Genomic DNA, 17109 nt, shown 5'->3' on the forward strand with positions numbered 1-17109 from the left:
TCTACTTAATACTTGCACCATTGCTGGCAATGACATCCTTGTACCAGTAGAAGGATTTCTTCTTGCTCCGTTTGAGACTTCCTTGACCTGCATTATCACGATCCACATAGATAAAACCATAGCGCTTGTTCATTTCGCCTGTTCCAGCTGAAACCAGATCTATACAACCCCAAGTCGTATAACCAAGCAATTCAACGCCATCTTGGTAAATAGCATCTCGCATAGCCTTGATGTGGGCTTCTAGATAAGCAATCCGATAGTCATCTTCCACATAACCATTCTCATCAGGGGTATCCATGGCACCGAGTCCATTTTCTACGATGAACATAGGCTTTTGGTAACGATCCCAGATGGCATTGAGGGTGATACGAAGGCCAAGTGGGTCAATCTGCCAACCCCATTCTGAGGATTCCAGATAAGGATTTTTGAGAGAGGCAAAGACATTTCCAGCAGCTAATTCTTTAACTTCTGGATTCCCTGAGGCCACTCGACTTGCATAGTAAGAGAAGGAAACAAAGTCAACAGTATAATTCTTCAATAAGTCTAGATCCTCTGCCGTCATTTCTATCTTGATTCCCTCGCGTTCCCACTGCTTCTTGGCGTAGTTTGGGTATTCCCCACGCGCTTGAACATCAATGAAGAAGTAACTCTTGCGATCTTCCTCCATAGCAGCCCAGTAGTCTCTCGGATGGGCTGTGTTAGGATAGTATTGCCCTGCTGCCAACATACATCCCACCCTGTTTTCTGGGTCAATTTCGTGGGCCAGCTTAGTCGCCATGGCCGAGGCTACCAACTCATGGTGGGCGGCTTGGTATTTAACCTGTTCTTGATTTTCTCCTTCTTCAAAACAAAGCCCAGCTCCCATAAAAGGTGCATGAAGAATCATGTTGATTTCATTGAAGGTAAGCCAGTATTTGACCAAACCCTTATAACGGGTAAAGAGTGTACGACAAAGTTTTTCATAGAAGTCTAACATCCGACGATTGCGCCAACCACCGTACTCCCTGATTAAGTGCATGGGGCAATCGAAATGCGTGATGGTCACCAGTGGTTCAATTCCATACTTGTGGCATTCCTTAAATAAATCCTCATAAAAAGCTAGACCAGCTTCATTTGGCTCTGCTTCGTCACCTTGAGGAAAAATTCGAGTCCAAGCAATGGAAAGTCGATAGGTTTTAAATCCCATTTCTGCAAAAAGCGCAATATCTTCCTTATAATGATGGTACATATCAATGGCTTTCTTTGCTGGGTAAAAATAGCCCTCCTCAAAAGAAAACATCTTTTTCTGACCTGTAATAATGGCCTCACGGTCTGGACCAATCGGCACCACATCCACATTAGCAAGACCACGGCCGTCCTGATTATAAGCACCCTCACATTGATTAGCCGCCGTAGCACCACCCCAGAGGAATCCTTCTGGAAATTGACCATTTTCTGTCATCGCTTTACCTCGATTGATTTATTACTTCTATTATACTAAAAAGGAGGCAAAAAGTTTTGAACTCTCTGGATAATGATAGCACTAAACTTACTTTTATATATACGAAAAAAAGACTGAAACCAATCTTCTTTTAAATCAAAGCTGTGATAGCCGTTACTAGGCCAAAAACGATACCTGGCGCATTAGCAGCTGCAAGGGGAATATCTCTTTCTTTCTTGAAAAGACCGTAATAAACCCATAGACTACAGTTGATGGCTGCGACTAAGGGTTGGATGAAGTTGCCTTTTTGACCAGCCAAGTTGTTCATGATTTGTGGGAAGTAAGAGACATACATCATAACGGACATGAAGGTCGCTACCCAACCCAAAATTTTCATTTGTTTTTCAGATATTTTATAACCTCTCTTATCTTTACTGAATCTTATTTTATAATCTTCTCACAAAACAATCAAGTTTTTTAACCTTTTATTAGAATAATGTAAACTATCGCAGTCTGGTGATAAGAAAAAGACCGGACTACTCCGATCTTTTCAAGTTCCGCTCTAAGAATGTTTAAATTTTTAGATAAAAAATTTGATAATAGCATTACCTATTTCATACGATAAAAGTCAATTACTAGGCCAGCAGGGCCTTTAACTAGTAGCGATTCCGTTCCCCAATCAGTTACAGCCGGACCGTGTAAAATCTCGACACCAATTTCTTTCAATCGTTGATAGTTCTGGTCTACATCCTCAACCTCAATATGAAGAATGATTCCTGACTGAAAATCTTCCAAAGGAATCAAATGATTTTGGGACAACATAAGACAATGACTGCCAATCGTAAACTGAGCAAAACTGTCATCAACATAATCGGACTTTTTATCCAAAATACGCTCCAAGTCAGCACAGACTTGGGGAACATCTGAAACGATAATATCTAATTGATTTAAATTCATTTACTATCCTCCACAAAAAGACCGGATTGCTCCGATCTTTTCAAGTTCTGCTCTAAGAAAATCAAAGAATAAACAAGGAATCGAACCGCAGGCAGTACTGGGGTACGGCAAGGTGAAGATGACACAGTTTACATTTGATTTTCGACGAGAAGAATTACTTGATTGCGCGTGATTGCAAACCTTCTTCTTCCAAGAAGAGGCGGAATGGTACGAGTTCTTCTGCTTCGTATTTTTCCTTGAAGGCTTTGATTGCTTCTTCTGAGTGAAGTTTTGGATCGAGTTCAAGTACTTCTACTGGAAGTGGACGATGTTGAGAGATGCGAGCATCGATCACAACAGTTTTACCTTCTTTGTTCAATTTAACAGCTTCTGCAACAACTGCATCAATATCTTCGATACGGTCAACTGTAAATCCTACAGCACCTTGCGCTTCAGCGATTTTCGCATAGTCAGCATTAGGGAAGTCACAACCAAACAAGTGTTTGTTTGTGTCTTCGTATTTGTCCTTGATGAAGGCATATTTACCATTTGAGAAGACAACGTTGATAACTGGAAGGTCGTATTGAACGTTTGTGATAACGTCTGGGTAGCACATGTTGAATGCACCGTCACCCATGATGTTCCATACTTGGCGATCTGGATTGTCTTTCTTAGCAGCGATACCACCAGGAAGGGCAATACCCATTGTCGCAAAGAGTGGAGATGTACGCCACATGTTCTTAGGTGTCATGTGAAGGTGACGAGTAGATGTTTGAGTAGTGTCACCTACGTCGATTGAGTAGATAGCGTCTTGATCAGCATGTTTGTTGATTGCATTGTAAACTTGATACAATTGCAATTCACCCTCAGTTTTACCTTCGAGTTTGTTCATGTAATCACGCCAGTTTTGGTTGTTCTTAACGTTTGCACGCCACCATGGAGTAGATTCTACTGGATTTACTTTGTCAAGGATTGCTTTCGCTGCTTGACCTGCATCACCAAGGATAGAAGCATCAAGGGCATGACGTTTACCAAGTTTGTAAGGGTCGATATCCACTTGGATGAATTTTTCAGTATTCTTGAATGCTTCGTACACTTCAGCAAACGGGAAGTTTGAACCAAGGAAAAGAACTGTGTCTGCTTCGAAGACCACTTCGTTGGCTGGTTTCCAACCAACACGGTAAGCAGAACCTGTCAAACCTTCGTAGTTCCATTCGAAAGCTTCAAAGTTTTTACCAGTTGTGATGATTGGTGCTTTGATTTTACGTGACAATTCAGTGATCACTTCACCAGCTTTGACACCACCGTAACCAGCGTAGATAACTGGACGTTCAGCATTGTTCAAGATTTCAACAGCTTTGTCGATTTCAACTTCGTTCAAAGCAGGAGCGATGAATGAACGCTCGTATGAACCTGAACCGTAGTATGAGTTTTCGTCGATTTCTTGGAAACCGAAGTTTACTGGGATTTCAACAACAGCTGGACCCTTTTTAGAAACTGCAGCGCGGCAAGCTTCGTCGATTACTTTTGGCAATTGCTCAGCGTAAGCTACACGTTTGTTGTAAACAGCGATACCGTTGTACATTGGGTTTTGGTTCAATTCTTGGAAGGCATCCATGTTGAGTTCGTTAACTGGACGTGATCCAAGGATAGCAAGGAATGGAGTGTTATCCATAGCTGCATCGTAAACACCGTTAATCAAGTGAGTCGCACCTGGACCACCTGAACCAACTGCAACTCCGATTGAGCCTCCGAATTTAGCTTGCATGACCGCTGCAAGAGCACCTGTTTCTTCGTGTCGAACTTGCAAGAAGCGGATATCTTTATCTTCAGCCAAAGCGTCCATCAATGAGCTGAGTGTTCCTGATGGGATACCGTAGATTGTGTCTACGCCCCATGTTTTCAATACGTTAAGCATTGCTGCAGATGCAGTAATTTTCCCTTGAGTCATAATGATAACTCTCCTTCAAATATTTTTAAAACTTGATAAATCCGTTTTCATATACTAATTGGAAACGTTTCAGCAAATTTTTACTCTACTACTTTACCACATTTGTTTTGGGTATCCTAAGAATGTGCTCAGAAGTTTTTATTCTCTATTACAGTACAGTTTGAAAACGTTTTATGTAACTGTTTTATAATAATACTCAATGAAAATCAAAGAGCAAACTAGGAAGCTAACCGCAGGTTGCTCAAAACACTGTTTTGAGGTTGCAGATAGAACTGACGTGGTTTGAAGAGATTTTCGAAGAGTATAAAAAGCGAGCAAGCTCGCTTTTAGTCTATTTTACTAAAGTTTAGTAAGAGTGAACTGGTCAGAACAGATACAGAACTAAAGGCCATGGCTAGACCTGCCAGTTCTGGATTGAGGGCCAATCCAACACCAGAAAAGATTCCTGCTGCAATCGGAATTCCGACGACATTGTAGATAAAGGCCCAGAAAAGATTGAGCAGAATACGGTTAAAGGTTTTCTTACTCATGTCAAAGGCACGAACCACTCCTAGGAGGTTATTAGTTGTCAACACTAAATCTGCTGACTCGATGGCGATATCCGTTCCAGCTCCCATAGCAATCCCCACATCTGCTACACTGAGGGCAGGAGCATCATTGATGCCATCACCAACAAAGGCTACTTTCCCAGCTGCTTGTAGTTTATGGATTTCATGGGCTTTTTCTTCTGGTAGGACGCCTGCAATGACCTCTTCGATTCCGATTTGATCTGCAATAGCACGCGCCACACCAGCATTATCTCCTGTCAGCATGACTGTTTTAAGACCACGTTTTTTCAACTGACTGATGGCTAGCTTAGCATTTTCCTTGGGAATATCTTGCAAAGCAAGCAAGCCTTTGATTTCATTATCAACAGCCAAGAAAACAACTGTCTTAGCTTCTTTTTCTAGTTCTTCTAGTTTTTCCTGATAAGCGCTGGAAATATCCATACTATCTAGCATTTTAGCATTTCCAAGTAAGACTTGTTTCCCAGCTATTTGCCCTGAAACACCTTTTCCGTGCAAGGCTTGGAAATTTTCGACAGTTTGAAACTCAAGTCCAGCTTCACTTGCTCTCTTGACAACAGCCTCAGCCAGTGGGTGTTGAGAAGCTTCTTCCAAGGAGGCAGCTAAGCCGAGCACTTCTGTCTCATCGCCAATGATATCAGTGACCACTGGTTTTCCTTCCGTCAAAGTCCCTGTCTTATCAAACACAATAGTTTGGACTTTCTGAATTTCCTGTAAGACTGTTCCATTTTTGAGAAGAACCCCCATTTTGGCACTGCGTCCTGTCCCTACCATAAGAGCTGTCGGTGTTGCAAGACCCAAGGCACAAGGGCAGGCAATAATCAAAACCGCAACTCCATAGAGAAGAGAAGACACAAAGCTAGCTCCAAGCACGACTACACTATCCCTGAGCAAAACGAACCAAACCCAAAAGGTCACGATTCCTAAAATGACAACTGCTGGGACAAAAATCCCTGAAATCTTATCCGTCAAGTCCTGAATCGGTGCGCGGCTAGTCTGAGCTTTCTTTACAAAGTCTACAATCTGTGCCAAAACAGTCTCTGAGCCAACCTTTTCTGCCCTAAAAATAAGCGTTCCGCTATTATTGATAGTTGAGCCAATGACAGTATCTCCAACTGTCTTGTCCACTGGCAGGCTCTCACCTGTCACCATGGATTCATCTATGCTGGACACACCTTCCACTACGACACCATCAACTGCAATCTTTTCACCTGGACGCACTCGAACCAGGTCGCCTACCTTGACTTGGTCCAAGGGAACTTGAACATAGCTATCATCACGCAAGACTTCCGCTGTTTTAGCCTGCAAATCCAGTAGTTTCTCCACAGCTTGGGAAGTATTTTTCCTCATTTTCTCTTCAAAAACTGCCCCCAAAAGAACGAAGAAGAGGATAAATCCAGCACTTTCAAAGTAGACAGGGAGCCCAGCGAAGAGGGCAACTAAACTATAGAAATAGGCCACTAGAGTTCCCAAAGCAACCAAGGTATCCATGTTGGCATTGTGTTTTTTAAAGCTGGCCCAAGCACTCTGGATATAAGGACCACCTGCTACTAACATAATAGGCGTTGTGGCTAGAAAGGTTCCCCAATGCATGACTTGGTGACTGATACTACCTGTCAACATCCCAATCATGAGAATCACAAGAGGCACAGTAAAGATACTAGTAATCCAAAAACGCTGTAAAAGTGATAAAGATTTTCGAGTCTTCTCAACAACTGTATAACTGCCCTTTTGCATTTTCATTCCACATGAGAATTCATGCTCACCCAACTCTTGAGGTGTAAAACGAATCACCTTTTCCTCGTCTACTCCGATTGGTTCCAAGATTCCTTCTTCTTCAAAAAGAATTTCCTTGTAACAGTTTGAAGGGGTGGCACGGTGAAAGGTAATTTCCGCCGGAATCCCTTTCTGAAGCTGGATATGGGCTGGATGATATCCTTTTTCAGCTGTGATATGGATTTTTTGAATGCCATTTTCCAGGCTTGCTTTCACAATTTCTGTCATCATTTCCTCCTACTCTACAATCATCTTGCCGTGCATCATGTTCATACCACATGCAAAGCCAAATTCTCCAGCCTGCTCAGGCGTGATTTCCACTACATACTCTTCACCTATAGGAAGATCCGCATGCACACCAAAGTCTGGAAAAACAATCTGATCCAAACAAGGTGAAGGGTCCTTGCGGTCAAAGACAATGCGGGCTGGTACTGATTTCTTGAGGATAATCAACTCAGGCGTATAGCCCCCCATGACTTCCACTCGAATCTCTTGGTAGCCCTTTTTTTGCTGGGCCTTTTGTCCAGATCTTTCAGGCTTTTTGAAAAACCAAAACAAGATAAACGCGATAAGGGCAATACAAATAATGGTTACAATACTATTTAACATGACGTCTCCTTTACATACAATTACATCTTACTTCAGCAACTGCGCTAGCTTTTTTCTCAGAAATCACAGCTTCTAAGTCTTCCAAGTCAGCCTGAGTAAAATCACATTCGGCAATCAAATCAGCCAACAAGTTCTTAATCCTACGAGAACAAACCTTGTCCTTGATATCTTGGACAAGTAAATCCCGACTTTGGTCCAAAGTTAAAAGGGCTGAATAGACAAAGAACTTGCCTTCTTTTTTCCTTGTCAGACACTCTTTCTCAACCAAACGAGCCAAAAGAGTTTGAATGGTCGACTTGGACCAGTCGAACCGCTCCGCCAGAACCCTGATCAAATCCGTACTGGTCTGCTCTCCTTGCATCCAAATAATCTTCATGACCTGCCATTCTGCATCTGAAATCTGCATAATCACACCTCCTAAATCTACATTTGTCGATTACAGTTATTAGTATACTCTCAAAATCTACATTTGTCAATTATAATTTTTATTATTTTTTCGAAAAATAGAATTCTAATCATGTAACGAGAGATTTGCAGTCAAATTTTACTATATAAACTATAAAAATATGCTATACTGAAGAAAAAAGAAAACAACCACTAGGGGTGCGTAAAGCTGAGATTAACGACTGTTAGATCCCTTTGACTCAATCTAGGTAATGCTGGCTGATGGAAGTGGAAATGATAATGAGGACTACTTGTCTTCTATTGCTTTCCTGAAACAGACTAGCTTGTTCTTAAGAATACAAACTTCAGTTGGTTGGGAGGTTTTAGATGACTTATTTACCCGTTGCTCTGACCATTGCAGGGACTGACCCTAGTGGCGGTGCTGGCATTATGGCTGATTTAAAGTCATTCCAAGCTAGAGATGTCTATGGAATGGCCGTTGTGACCAGTCTTGTCGCTCAAAATACCAGAGGTGTTCAGCTAATTGAGCACGTTTCTCCTCAAATGTTGAAAGCTCAATTGGATAGTGTCTTTTCGGATATCAAGCCTCAGGCTGTAAAAACAGGGATGTTGGCAACTACTGAGATCATGGAGATCATCCAACCCTATCTTAAAAAGCTGGACTGTCCCTATGTTCTTGACCCTGTTATGGTCGCTACGAGTGGGGATACCCTGATTGATTCTAGTGCCAGAGACTACCTAAAAACAAATCTGCTTCCCCTTGCAACCATTATCACTCCGAATCTTCCTGAGGCGGAAGAGATTGTTGGTTTTTCGATTCATGATCCAGAAGACATGCAGCGTGCTGGTCGCCTGATTATAAAAGAATTTGGTCCTCAGTCCGTTGTTATCAAAGGTGGTCATCTTGAAGGTGGTGCCAAGGATTTCCTCTTTACCAAGGATGAACAATTTGTCTGGGAAAGTCCAAGAATTCAAACTTGTCACACCCATGGTACCGGATGTACCTTTGCTGCTGTGATTACTGCTGAACTAGCCAAGGGCAGAAGTCTTTACCAGGCAGTTGATAAGGCCAAGGCTTTTATCACAAAAGCCATCCAAGATGCTCCTCAACTCGGTCATGGTTCTGGACCAGTCAACCATACAACTTTTAAAGATTAAGAAAAAAACTCTCTAGTTCCTACTTTAAGGGAATTAGAGAGTTTTTGATTAGGAAATCATGTCATCCAGCTTTGTTAAAAAGGCGTGCGCTTTTGCCTCAATATCTTCTGCCTGCATCAAATCACGTACAACAGCTACTCCAGCTATACCCGTGCCGATAAGTTGGTCAATATTCTCTGAAGTCAAGCCTCCGATAGCAACTACTGGAATGGCGACCGTTTGGCAAATTGTTTTCAAGGTTGAAATCAGAGTGATAGGCGCATTTTCCTTGGTGGTTGTCGGGAAAATGGCTCCTGTTCCCAAGTAATCCGCACCCCATGTTTCTGCTTCGAGGGCTCTTTTAACTGTTTTAGCAGTGACACCTAGGATTTTTTCAGGACCCAAGACTTTGCGGGCAACCGAAACTGGTAGTTCATCGTCGCCAATATGCAAACCTGCAGCATCGACTGCAAGACAGATATCCAACCGATCATCGATAATTAAGGGGACTTGGTAGGCATCTGTTATTTCCTTGACTTGTTTTGCCAGTTGATAATATTGATTGGTGGTGAGATTTTTTTCTCGTAGTTGGATGATGGTAACACCTGAACGACAAGCCGTCTCGATTTTTTCAAGAAAGCTTTCCAAGGAATCTTGGTAGCGATTGGTTACTAGATACAGTTTAAGTACTTTTCTATTCATAAAAGTCTCCTTTGATGGCTTCTAGCCAATTTTCGTCTCTTTTTAGGAGAGAGAGTTGATTGAGAACTTGATATCGAAAATCTTCCAATCCCATTCCTTGAACAACTATTCTCTCAGCAGCGATATTGAGATAAGAAACTGCTAGGCAAGAAGCTTCAAAAGCAGTCTTTCCTTGGCTGAGAAAAACGGCTGTCAAGGCTCCAACCAGGTCTCCTGTCCCTGTTATCCAGTCCAATTCTGCACAGCCATTCCTCAATACAGCAACCTGGTTCTCCGAAACGATGAGATCCTTGGGGCCAGTGACTAGGAACGACATACCAGGATAGGTCTGACACCAGTCTTTCAAGACTTGAAGCAGATCCTCAGTTTCTTGATCTTTAGCACTAGCATCAACCCCAACTCCGTGGTGCTTTAAACCAACAAGGCTTCGGATTTCTGACATATTTCCTTTAAGGACCGTGGGCTTGTATTCTAAAAGTTCTCTGACTAGTCCCTTACGAATGGGGGAAGCCGCAACGCCAACCGCATCTACTACCATTGGGAGAGAAGCTTGGTTTGCATAAGTAGCTGCCATACGGATTGCTTTTTCCTTCTCAGCTGACAAATGCCCCAAATTGATGAAGAGAGCCTGACTTTGCTTAGTAAAATCAAAAACCTCACGAGGGTCATCTGCCATGACTGGTTTAGATCCCAGAGTCAAAATGCCGTTGGCCAGCATCTCACAAGAAATCTCATTGGTAATACAGTGAATCAAGGAACTGGTTGCCAGAGGGAAAGGATTTGTCAATTTCTGCATCATTCTATCCTTTCTCCAAAGAAATATCCCTGCACTTTTTTAAAGAATTCCTGCTTGATCAAAAATCGAAAGGCGAGGAAAGCTATGGCTGTACCGATCAAGGTTGCTCCGAAAAATCGAGGGGTGTAGATAAACCAGCTGAGCTTGGCCGCAGATCCGGTAAAGAGAACCATGACAGGATAGGAAACAATGGAACCGATTATCCCCGTTCCCAAGATTTCTCCTAGGGCAGAAAAGTAAAATTTTCTACCGTACTTATAAAAGAGACCTGCAAGGAGGGCTCCAAAGGTAGCTCCTGTTAGGGCCAAAGGCGGAATGCCTTGAGTAGACATACGGATAAAGGCTGTGACTGTAGCCATGACCAAGGCATAAACAGGTCCCATCAAAATTCCTGCAAGAATGTTGACTACACTGGACATCGGTGCCATCCCTTCAATTCGAAAGATGGGTGTAAGAACTACGTCAAGAGCAATCATCATGGATAAAATGGTTAATTTGTGAACTTGTAGTTGGTGGTTTCTCATTTTCTATTTCTTCTCTTTTTCTAAGGACTGCAAATCACTTGTCCAGGTTTGATGTTGGTAAGCCATCTCCCAAAACTTGGCTTCCATATGGACACTTCGATGGAAGGCCTCTAGCATTTTTTGTTTGTCCGTCTCATTGCTTTCTCGATAGAGTTGATTAACCAGCTCTTCTTCCTCTTTAATCTGCTGTTCTAATTCATCGGTGATATAGGTTTCAATCCACTGTTGATAGAGAGGATTCGGGGATGGTTTGCGATTAAGTGCCTTGCCCAAATCATGGTATAACCAAGGACAAGGCAGCAAGCTAGCAAAAGCAATGCCCAAGTTTGGTTCTGCAAACTGTCGATAAATATGAGAAATGTAATGATAACAGGTTGGAGCGATCGGTTGCTCGTCCATTTCCTGGTCGCTGATTCCTAATTCCTTGAAAAATTGTTGGCGGATAAACAACTCACCATCCACTAGACTCTGGGCATTTTGTTTCAAGAGTTTTTTCATTTCCTCGTTTGAAGTCTTATCAGCCAAGAGGTGATAGGCTTCTGAAAAAGACTTCAGATAGTAGGCATCCTGAATCAGGTAATAGCGGAAAATAGAAGGTTCTAACGTTCCCTCTTGTAACTGTAATACAAATGGGTGATGAAAGGAAGCCTGCCAAGCTTCCCTGGATAATTCCATCGCAATATCTGTAAATTCCATAATAACTCCTTTATAAAAATAAACCGGTTTGAAGCAATAAAAAGAAAAGCAGGTAGATCAATTTTGTCCTTTGAGGAATATAAAAAGTCCGATAACTATTCTCCAATTGTGCATGTTCGTCATATCCGTGAGCAGATAGAGCTCTCAGGTAAAGATGGCGCCATCTAAAAACCGTCATCAGAACCTTGCTGTAAATCAAGGGCGACCAAACATGCAGTTTTTGACCACGCAGTAAGCAAGCTTCCTTGAGGGACTTGATTTCCTGCTGAATGAGGGGAAAGGAATTGAATACCACAATCAAGGCATAGGCCCAAGAACGCGATAACCCCTTTTGAGCCAAGTACAAGAGAAGCTCTTTTAGGGAAATACTAGAAACAAAGACAAGACCAATACAAACCGTCACAAAAGCTCTCGTTCCAAGTATCACTGCCTGCGAAGCATCCCCATGTAACTGTACTGCCCAATAGTTAGCGAAGGATGGCAAAATGGCGAGCAGAATCATCCAAGCCAATACTTTAAATCGACGATAATAGAGCATAAAGAGGATGCAAAATGCGGCTACCGAAAGATTAAGAGCAATCGAAGGAATGAAGGATGTTTCCAAGGATAAAATTAGAAAGAAGAGGCTGATAACTGGTGTCTTGGTTGCTACTTTGATCATACTACCTCACCTCCCCTTGAGTATTCCTACTCAGAAAACTGAGAGGTTTGCTGATTGTCACATCTTTAATATGACGGAGACCCTCACTAGTCATCTCAATCCAATAATCAACCACAGAGATCAAGGGATCTAAACGATGGCTAATGATCAAAAAACTTCTTCCTTGATTTCTCTCCTCCACAATCCACTGACAAAAATAATGGCAAGCTCTATCATCCAAACCTGCAAAAGGTTCATCTAGCAAGATCACAGAGGCCTTACTAGTCAAGATGGTCAATAGCTGAAGAATCTTTTGCTGGCCACCACTTAATTGATAGGGACTCTTATCAAGCGCCTGCTCCAGATTAAAATATCGTAAAGCTTGGAAAATTCGCTGATTTCTTTCAGAATCAGGTCCATCTAATTGAAGCTCTTCTCGCAGACTGGCTCTGATAAACTGCTTCTCAGCTTCCTGAACAACACCCGTCAGGTCACGGTACAAACTCTTTTTCTTTTTCAGGACTGTCCCCTTCCAGGTAATGCGCCCCTCATACTTTTGAAATTGAAGAATAGACCGAAAGAGGGTTGATTTCCCGACACCATTATCACCCAAGATACAGGAAATTCCTTGGTAGATAGTAAAATCCGCAATTGAAAAGAGGGGGCGATGATCTAGCTCACAAGTCGTTCTGTCCATATGGAATAGTTTTGGACTAGAAGCAACCTCCTTTGAAGGGACCTGTGTCATCTCAGAGCAAGGGATTTTATTTATTTCCCTTAGTTGCCCCCCTCTCAGCTCCACCATATGGTCAATGTAGGCTTCATAATCTGATAAATCATGGTCACACAGGATGACTGTCTTCCCATTAGAGGCCAACTCTTTTAGAATCTCCAATATCTCGATTCTGCTCTTGCGGTCAATGGAAGCAAAGGGCTCATCCAAGAGATAGACCCTAGGATTCATGGCAAAGAGAACAGCCAAAGCAGCCTTTTGCTTTTCCCCACCTGATAGGTGATGAATGGGACGGTGCAAGATTGTCTCGCAACGACATTGCCGAACCACCTCAGCTATTTTAGAATCAATTTCCTGAACGGGATGTCCGATATTCTCCAAGGTAAAAATCAGCTCCTCAAACAAGTTCTCCATAGTAAATTGATGATTGGGATTTTGAAAGAGAATGCCAACCGTCTGGACACGTTCGACAATAGAAAGCTGACTGACCTCGCTCCCATCTATCAGGACTTGACCACTATAAGGTAAGGAAGTGACCTGGGCAATGATTTGAAAAAGGCTGGATTTTCCTGAACCACTGCTCCCAACTAACAAGGTAAAAGCTTGCGCATGAAAAGGAAAATCAATCGGTTCCGAAAAGATTGGGGACTGAATCTCCCGTAATTCCAGGCCCATCTATGCCTTTCCTCCAGCCGCAAACTGATGATAGAGTTTAACAATGGCACGAACCAAGATGGTACAGAAGAAAAAGACGGAAATAAAACGCACCACCAGCAAGGAAAGGACAAAAGGAAGGGAGAAGGCATAGTAACCTAATTTAATGTATTCATAGACAAAGCTAAAAAGGGTAATCCCAATACTATTAGCAGTTAGAGAGAGCCAACTTTCATAGCGATTCTTGGTCACAAGAAAGCCAAATTCACTTCCCAGACCTTGAACCAAGCCGGACAACAGAGCACCTAGACCGAATTGGCTACCATAAAGAACTTCAGCTAGCGCAGCGAGCACTTCTCCAATCGTTGCACTTCCGACTCTTGGAACAAAGGTAGCCGCAATAGGCGCAGCCATACACCAGAGACCAAAGAGGATTTCATTGGCAAAGGCCTGCAAACCAAGAGGGGCTAAGATTAGTGTGAGAATATCAAACAGATAGCCTGAACCCACAAAAACGCCACCAAAAAAGATAGATAAGAAAGCAAGCAAGATAACATCTTTTAACTGCCATTTTTTCAACATAAAAAACTCCTTTTTTAAAGAAAAGTGGGGCATTCAAGTAGAGCTACCAAAAGGCTTGCCGTCAAGCCTATCCTCTTTTGATAAACAAAAAAACTCCAATTACAAACGAGAATTAGAGTTTACCTTACAAGATTAGACAGTTCTTTTCGACATACGAAAAAACCTTTTCACATTTCCCTTCGCCAGTTTTAACTGTATCAGGTTCAATGGGTATCATCTCAGCCTAAAGCACCCCAAATGTCTTTATTATTTAATTATATAATTATTTTAACAGACGATTTATTCTAGTTCAAGGAATTGAACTGGAAATACAGCCTTGTACTCAAAAAGACAGCAGATCTTTCTTTTGCAAAAAATAAATGACTTATTTGATGGATTAGCTATTTGAACTGAATCTGGACATATCTTTTTAGAAAAAAGAAAATCCTACTCCCTCAGAATCCAAGGAAAAGTTGATGCCTATTGTTCACTCATTTCCCGAACAGTTTTTTCTATATTTTTTGCATACGATATTGCTGAAATGATTGAAACGCCGTCAACATTGGTCTTCATAATATCTTTAATATGTTGCGTCTGTATCCCACCAATTGCAACTAAGGGAATTTGTGGCAATAGTTTTCTCATCAATTTAAGACCTTCATAACCTATAGCACCACCAGCATCATCTTTTGACTGGGTATCAAATACAGGACCAACACCAACATAATCTACATATTCAACTTTTGATTGTTGAAATTCTTCCTCGTTTTTTATAGAAAGACCAATTATTTTATCTGGCATCAATTTTCTAATTTCATCAACACCAAGATCATCCTGTCCTACATGTACACCATCAGCATCAATTTCCATTGCCAAATCAATATCATCATTAACAATAAACGGAACATTGTATTTTTTACAAAGATCCTGTAGTTTAATTGCTAATTCGACTTTTTCTTTACCTTCTAAGGCTCCCTCACCTTTTTCACGGAATTGAAATAAGGTTATACCACCTTTTAAGGCTTCCTCAACGACTCTATATATATCTTTTCCTTGGCAAGTAGTCGTTCCACAAATAAAATATAGTTTTAGTAATTCTTTATGAAACATCTTACTTCACTCTTTTGAATTCCTTTACATCTTCGTCTGTAATCTCGTATAAGGCATTTATAAATTCAACTTTAAATGTTCCAGGAAGATGCCCATTTGGACGTTTTTCTGCCATTTCTCCAGCGATATTGTAAACCAACATTGCTGTTTCTAATGATTTCAATTCTTGACCTTTTTCAAGTCCGATAAAGCTTGCTACTACAGCACCTAATAAGCATCCTGTCCCAATAACTTTTGGCATCATGGCACTACCATTATGAATCGTTACAACTTCTCCATTAACCGCAATGGCATCCACTTCACCTGTTACTACTATTGGAATATTGAACTTTTTATTTGCTGCTAGAGCAATTTCATCAATATTATCTACGCCTGCACTATCTACTCCTTTAGATGCCACATTTATTCCTACTAAAGAGGCAATCTCGCCAGCATTTCCCCTAATCGCTGCCAGTTTGTAATTATTGATTAGATCATCTGCTACTTTTTTTCTATATTCTCCTGCTCCACAGGCTACAGGATCTAAAACTGCAGGAACATTATATTTTTCAGCAATTTTTAGTGCCTCTTGGTACAGCTTCCAATTATTATCCGTTAAAGTCCCAATGTTAATCAATAATCCTCCAGCATATTTTAATAGATCTTCTAAGTCTGCTGGGTACTCGCTCATAGCTGGTGAGGCACCCAGTGCTACTAATCCATTTGCTGTAAAGTTTTTTACAACATCATTGGTGATACAGATTACTAATGGTGCTTTTTCTTTTAATAATTTTAAACTTGTCATATTGAAATCCTTCCTTTTCACTTTATACGATCTACTGATTTCGATTTATCTCTATCTTTCGTTAAGAAATTTTTCAGTTACATTGAATGATTTACCTCATCAAATTTGTCAGTATCCTGAACTTTCCCTAAGCATCATAACCAATATCAAAAAAGGCTAATTCTAAAGCGACTGCTTGGTTCCAGCGTTGCTTAAGTTCTGTCAAATCTTCTCGACCTTTTCCGACACGATTGAGTTCGTCAACCAGAAATTGAACCCACTCTGCAAAGAAAGGACCTCTGTGGAGATTAATCCATTCCGAATGAATATAGGCTTCAGGTAGAGCCAAATCTTTAGAACCCCAGTCTAAATAGAGACCTTCTGCAATGACCAGCATGACTAAAAGATGGGCATAGTCTGATGATGATACAGCAGAATACATAAGCTCCTGAAAGGCTTTTGTTACAGGATGCAAGGTCACTTCCAGATAGTCATTCTCAGATACTTTTAAATCTTTGAAAGCTTTTTGGAAATAACCGTCTTCATCTGCTTCAAGAAAGCCTAGTTGCTTGGCAAAACGAAGCTTGGATTCAAGCTGGTCTGCGTGGGCTACGCAAGCACCCAGCATGGATAAGAAGGCATCAAAGAAGTGATAATCTTGAATTAGGTAGTCTTTTAAGACCTTATTCTCAATTGTCCCCGCAAAAAGTTCCTTAACAAAACGATGATTGATTGCAGCCTGCCAATCCTTCTGACTGCTTTTTAATAATTCTCCAACAGTCAAACCTGGCTGAGATGCATAGTCTTGTCTTTCCATATTTACTTTTCCTCTCTTTACTCGTTCGTAATCAACAAAACATCAAGAAAATCCTAGTTTTACTTGACCTTTTTAAAGAAAATCAAGGGCGTTCAAGAAAAGCTACCTAAATGCTTTGTATCACCTTCATCCAGTTTATATAAACAAAAAAACTCCAATTACAATCAAGAATTAGAGTTTAGCTTACAAGATTAGATCGTTCATTTCGCCATACGAAAAAACGTTTCACATTTCCCTTCGCCAGTCTTAACTGTATCAGGTTCAATGGGTATCATCTCAGCCTAAAGCACCCCAAATGTCTTTATTATTTAAT

18 protein-coding genes and 3 riboswitches are annotated in these 17109 nt (G+C 41.3%); of the genes, 1 reads left to right on the top strand and 17 read right to left on the bottom strand.

Features of this window, described 5'->3' with window-relative positions; all coding sequences use genetic code 11:
- Position 1: 1 nt before the first annotated feature.
- The 7 genes from B7725_RS08140 to B7725_RS08175 form a co-directional block, all read right to left on the bottom strand.
- On the bottom strand, positions 2 to 1441 hold the full coding sequence (locus B7725_RS08140) for a 6-phospho-beta-glucosidase (RefSeq protein WP_084875573.1): 1440 nt from the start codon (positions 1439 to 1441) through the stop codon (positions 2 to 4).
- A gap of 130 nt (positions 1442 to 1571) precedes the next feature.
- On the bottom strand, positions 1572 to 1832 hold the full coding sequence (locus B7725_RS08145) for a SemiSWEET family transporter (RefSeq protein ID WP_001291473.1): 261 nt from the start codon (positions 1830 to 1832) through the stop codon (positions 1572 to 1574).
- 197 nt (positions 1833 to 2029) lie between these two features.
- Complete coding sequence (locus B7725_RS08150) at positions 2030 to 2377, bottom strand: VOC family protein (protein WP_084875575.1); 348 nt, start codon at positions 2375 to 2377, stop codon at positions 2030 to 2032.
- A gap of 154 nt (positions 2378 to 2531) precedes the next feature.
- Positions 2532 to 4307, bottom strand: coding sequence for a pyruvate oxidase (gene spxB, locus B7725_RS08155; RefSeq protein ID WP_000191808.1), 1776 nt, complete (start codon positions 4305 to 4307; stop codon positions 2532 to 2534).
- Positions 4308 to 4633: 326 nt separating this feature from the next.
- Entirely contained in the window at positions 4634 to 6877 is a 2244-nt protein-coding gene (locus tag B7725_RS08165) for a heavy metal translocating P-type ATPase (protein ID WP_084875579.1), read from the bottom strand.
- Positions 6878 to 6886: 9 nt separating this feature from the next.
- Positions 6887 to 7258 carry a cupredoxin domain-containing protein gene (locus tag B7725_RS08170; RefSeq protein WP_084875581.1) on the bottom strand — a complete coding sequence of 124 codons (372 nt, stop codon included), beginning with the start codon at positions 7256 to 7258 and terminating at the stop codon, positions 6887 to 6889.
- A gap of 10 nt (positions 7259 to 7268) precedes the next feature.
- Positions 7269 to 7664: a CopY/TcrY family copper transport repressor gene (locus tag B7725_RS08175; protein ID WP_061419290.1), complete on the bottom strand. Its 396-nt coding sequence runs from the start codon at positions 7662 to 7664 to the stop codon at positions 7269 to 7271.
- Positions 7665 to 7847: 183 nt separating this feature from the next.
- Positions 7848 to 7946: riboswitch (TPP riboswitch) on the top strand.
- Between the two features lie 83 nt (positions 7947 to 8029).
- Between B7725_RS08175 and thiD the strand changes: the two genes are divergently transcribed.
- Positions 8030 to 8821, top strand: a complete 792-nt coding sequence (gene thiD, locus B7725_RS08180) for a bifunctional hydroxymethylpyrimidine kinase/phosphomethylpyrimidine kinase (RefSeq protein WP_084875583.1) — start codon at positions 8030 to 8032, stop codon at positions 8819 to 8821.
- 48 nt (positions 8822 to 8869) lie between these two features.
- On the opposite strand, the gene thiE (B7725_RS08185) is transcribed toward thiD, so the two are convergent.
- The 10 genes from thiE (B7725_RS08185) to B7725_RS08230 form a co-directional block, all read right to left on the bottom strand.
- Positions 8870 to 9502 (bottom strand): thiamine phosphate synthase, encoded by a 633-nt coding sequence (gene thiE, locus B7725_RS08185; RefSeq protein ID WP_084875585.1) that lies wholly within the window; start codon positions 9500 to 9502, stop codon positions 8870 to 8872.
- Positions 9495 to 10298: a hydroxyethylthiazole kinase gene (gene thiM / locus B7725_RS08190; protein ID WP_084875960.1), complete on the bottom strand. Its 804-nt coding sequence runs from the start codon at positions 10296 to 10298 to the stop codon at positions 9495 to 9497. The genes thiE (B7725_RS08185) and thiM (B7725_RS08190) overlap by 8 nt, the downstream gene beginning before the upstream one ends.
- Positions 10298 to 10822: an energy coupling factor transporter S component ThiW gene (gene thiW / locus B7725_RS08195; protein WP_001244057.1), complete on the bottom strand. Its 525-nt coding sequence runs from the start codon at positions 10820 to 10822 to the stop codon at positions 10298 to 10300. Before thiW ends, thiM (B7725_RS08190) begins: the two co-directional genes overlap by 1 nt.
- 3 nt (positions 10823 to 10825) lie before the next feature.
- Complete coding sequence (gene tenA / locus B7725_RS08200; RefSeq protein ID WP_084875587.1) at positions 10826 to 11518, bottom strand: thiaminase II; 693 nt, start codon at positions 11516 to 11518, stop codon at positions 10826 to 10828.
- A 10-nt stretch (positions 11519 to 11528) separates the two neighbouring features.
- A complete protein-coding gene (locus B7725_RS08205) occupies positions 11529 to 12179 on the bottom strand; it encodes an energy-coupling factor transporter transmembrane component T (protein WP_084875589.1) in 651 nt (216 codons plus the stop codon).
- Position 12180: 1 nt separating this feature from the next.
- Positions 12181 to 13566: an ATP-binding cassette domain-containing protein gene (locus tag B7725_RS08210; protein WP_084875591.1), complete on the bottom strand. Its 1386-nt coding sequence runs from the start codon at positions 13564 to 13566 to the stop codon at positions 12181 to 12183.
- A complete protein-coding gene (locus tag B7725_RS08215; RefSeq protein WP_162279024.1) occupies positions 13567 to 14127 on the bottom strand; it encodes an ECF transporter S component in 561 nt (186 codons plus the stop codon).
- A 157-nt stretch (positions 14128 to 14284) separates the two neighbouring features.
- A riboswitch (TPP riboswitch) is annotated at positions 14285 to 14373 on the bottom strand.
- Positions 14374 to 14586: 213 nt separating this feature from the next.
- On the bottom strand, positions 14587 to 15216 hold the full coding sequence (thiE, locus tag B7725_RS08220) for a thiamine phosphate synthase (RefSeq protein ID WP_033605926.1): 630 nt from the start codon (positions 15214 to 15216) through the stop codon (positions 14587 to 14589).
- A gap of 1 nt (position 15217) precedes the next feature.
- Positions 15218 to 16000: a hydroxyethylthiazole kinase gene (gene thiM / locus B7725_RS08225; protein WP_033605927.1), complete on the bottom strand. Its 783-nt coding sequence runs from the start codon at positions 15998 to 16000 to the stop codon at positions 15218 to 15220.
- Positions 16001 to 16127: 127 nt separating this feature from the next.
- A complete protein-coding gene (locus tag B7725_RS08230; RefSeq protein ID WP_084875594.1) occupies positions 16128 to 16796 on the bottom strand; it encodes a TenA family protein in 669 nt (222 codons plus the stop codon).
- A 215-nt stretch (positions 16797 to 17011) separates the two neighbouring features.
- Positions 17012 to 17100: riboswitch (TPP riboswitch) on the bottom strand.
- Positions 17101 to 17109: the final 9 nt, after the last annotated feature.

Origin of the sequence: Streptococcus oralis subsp. tigurinus, from assembly GCF_002096275.1 — a bacterium.
GTDB classification, from domain to species: Bacteria; Bacillota; Bacilli; order Lactobacillales; family Streptococcaceae; genus Streptococcus; species Streptococcus oralis_CN.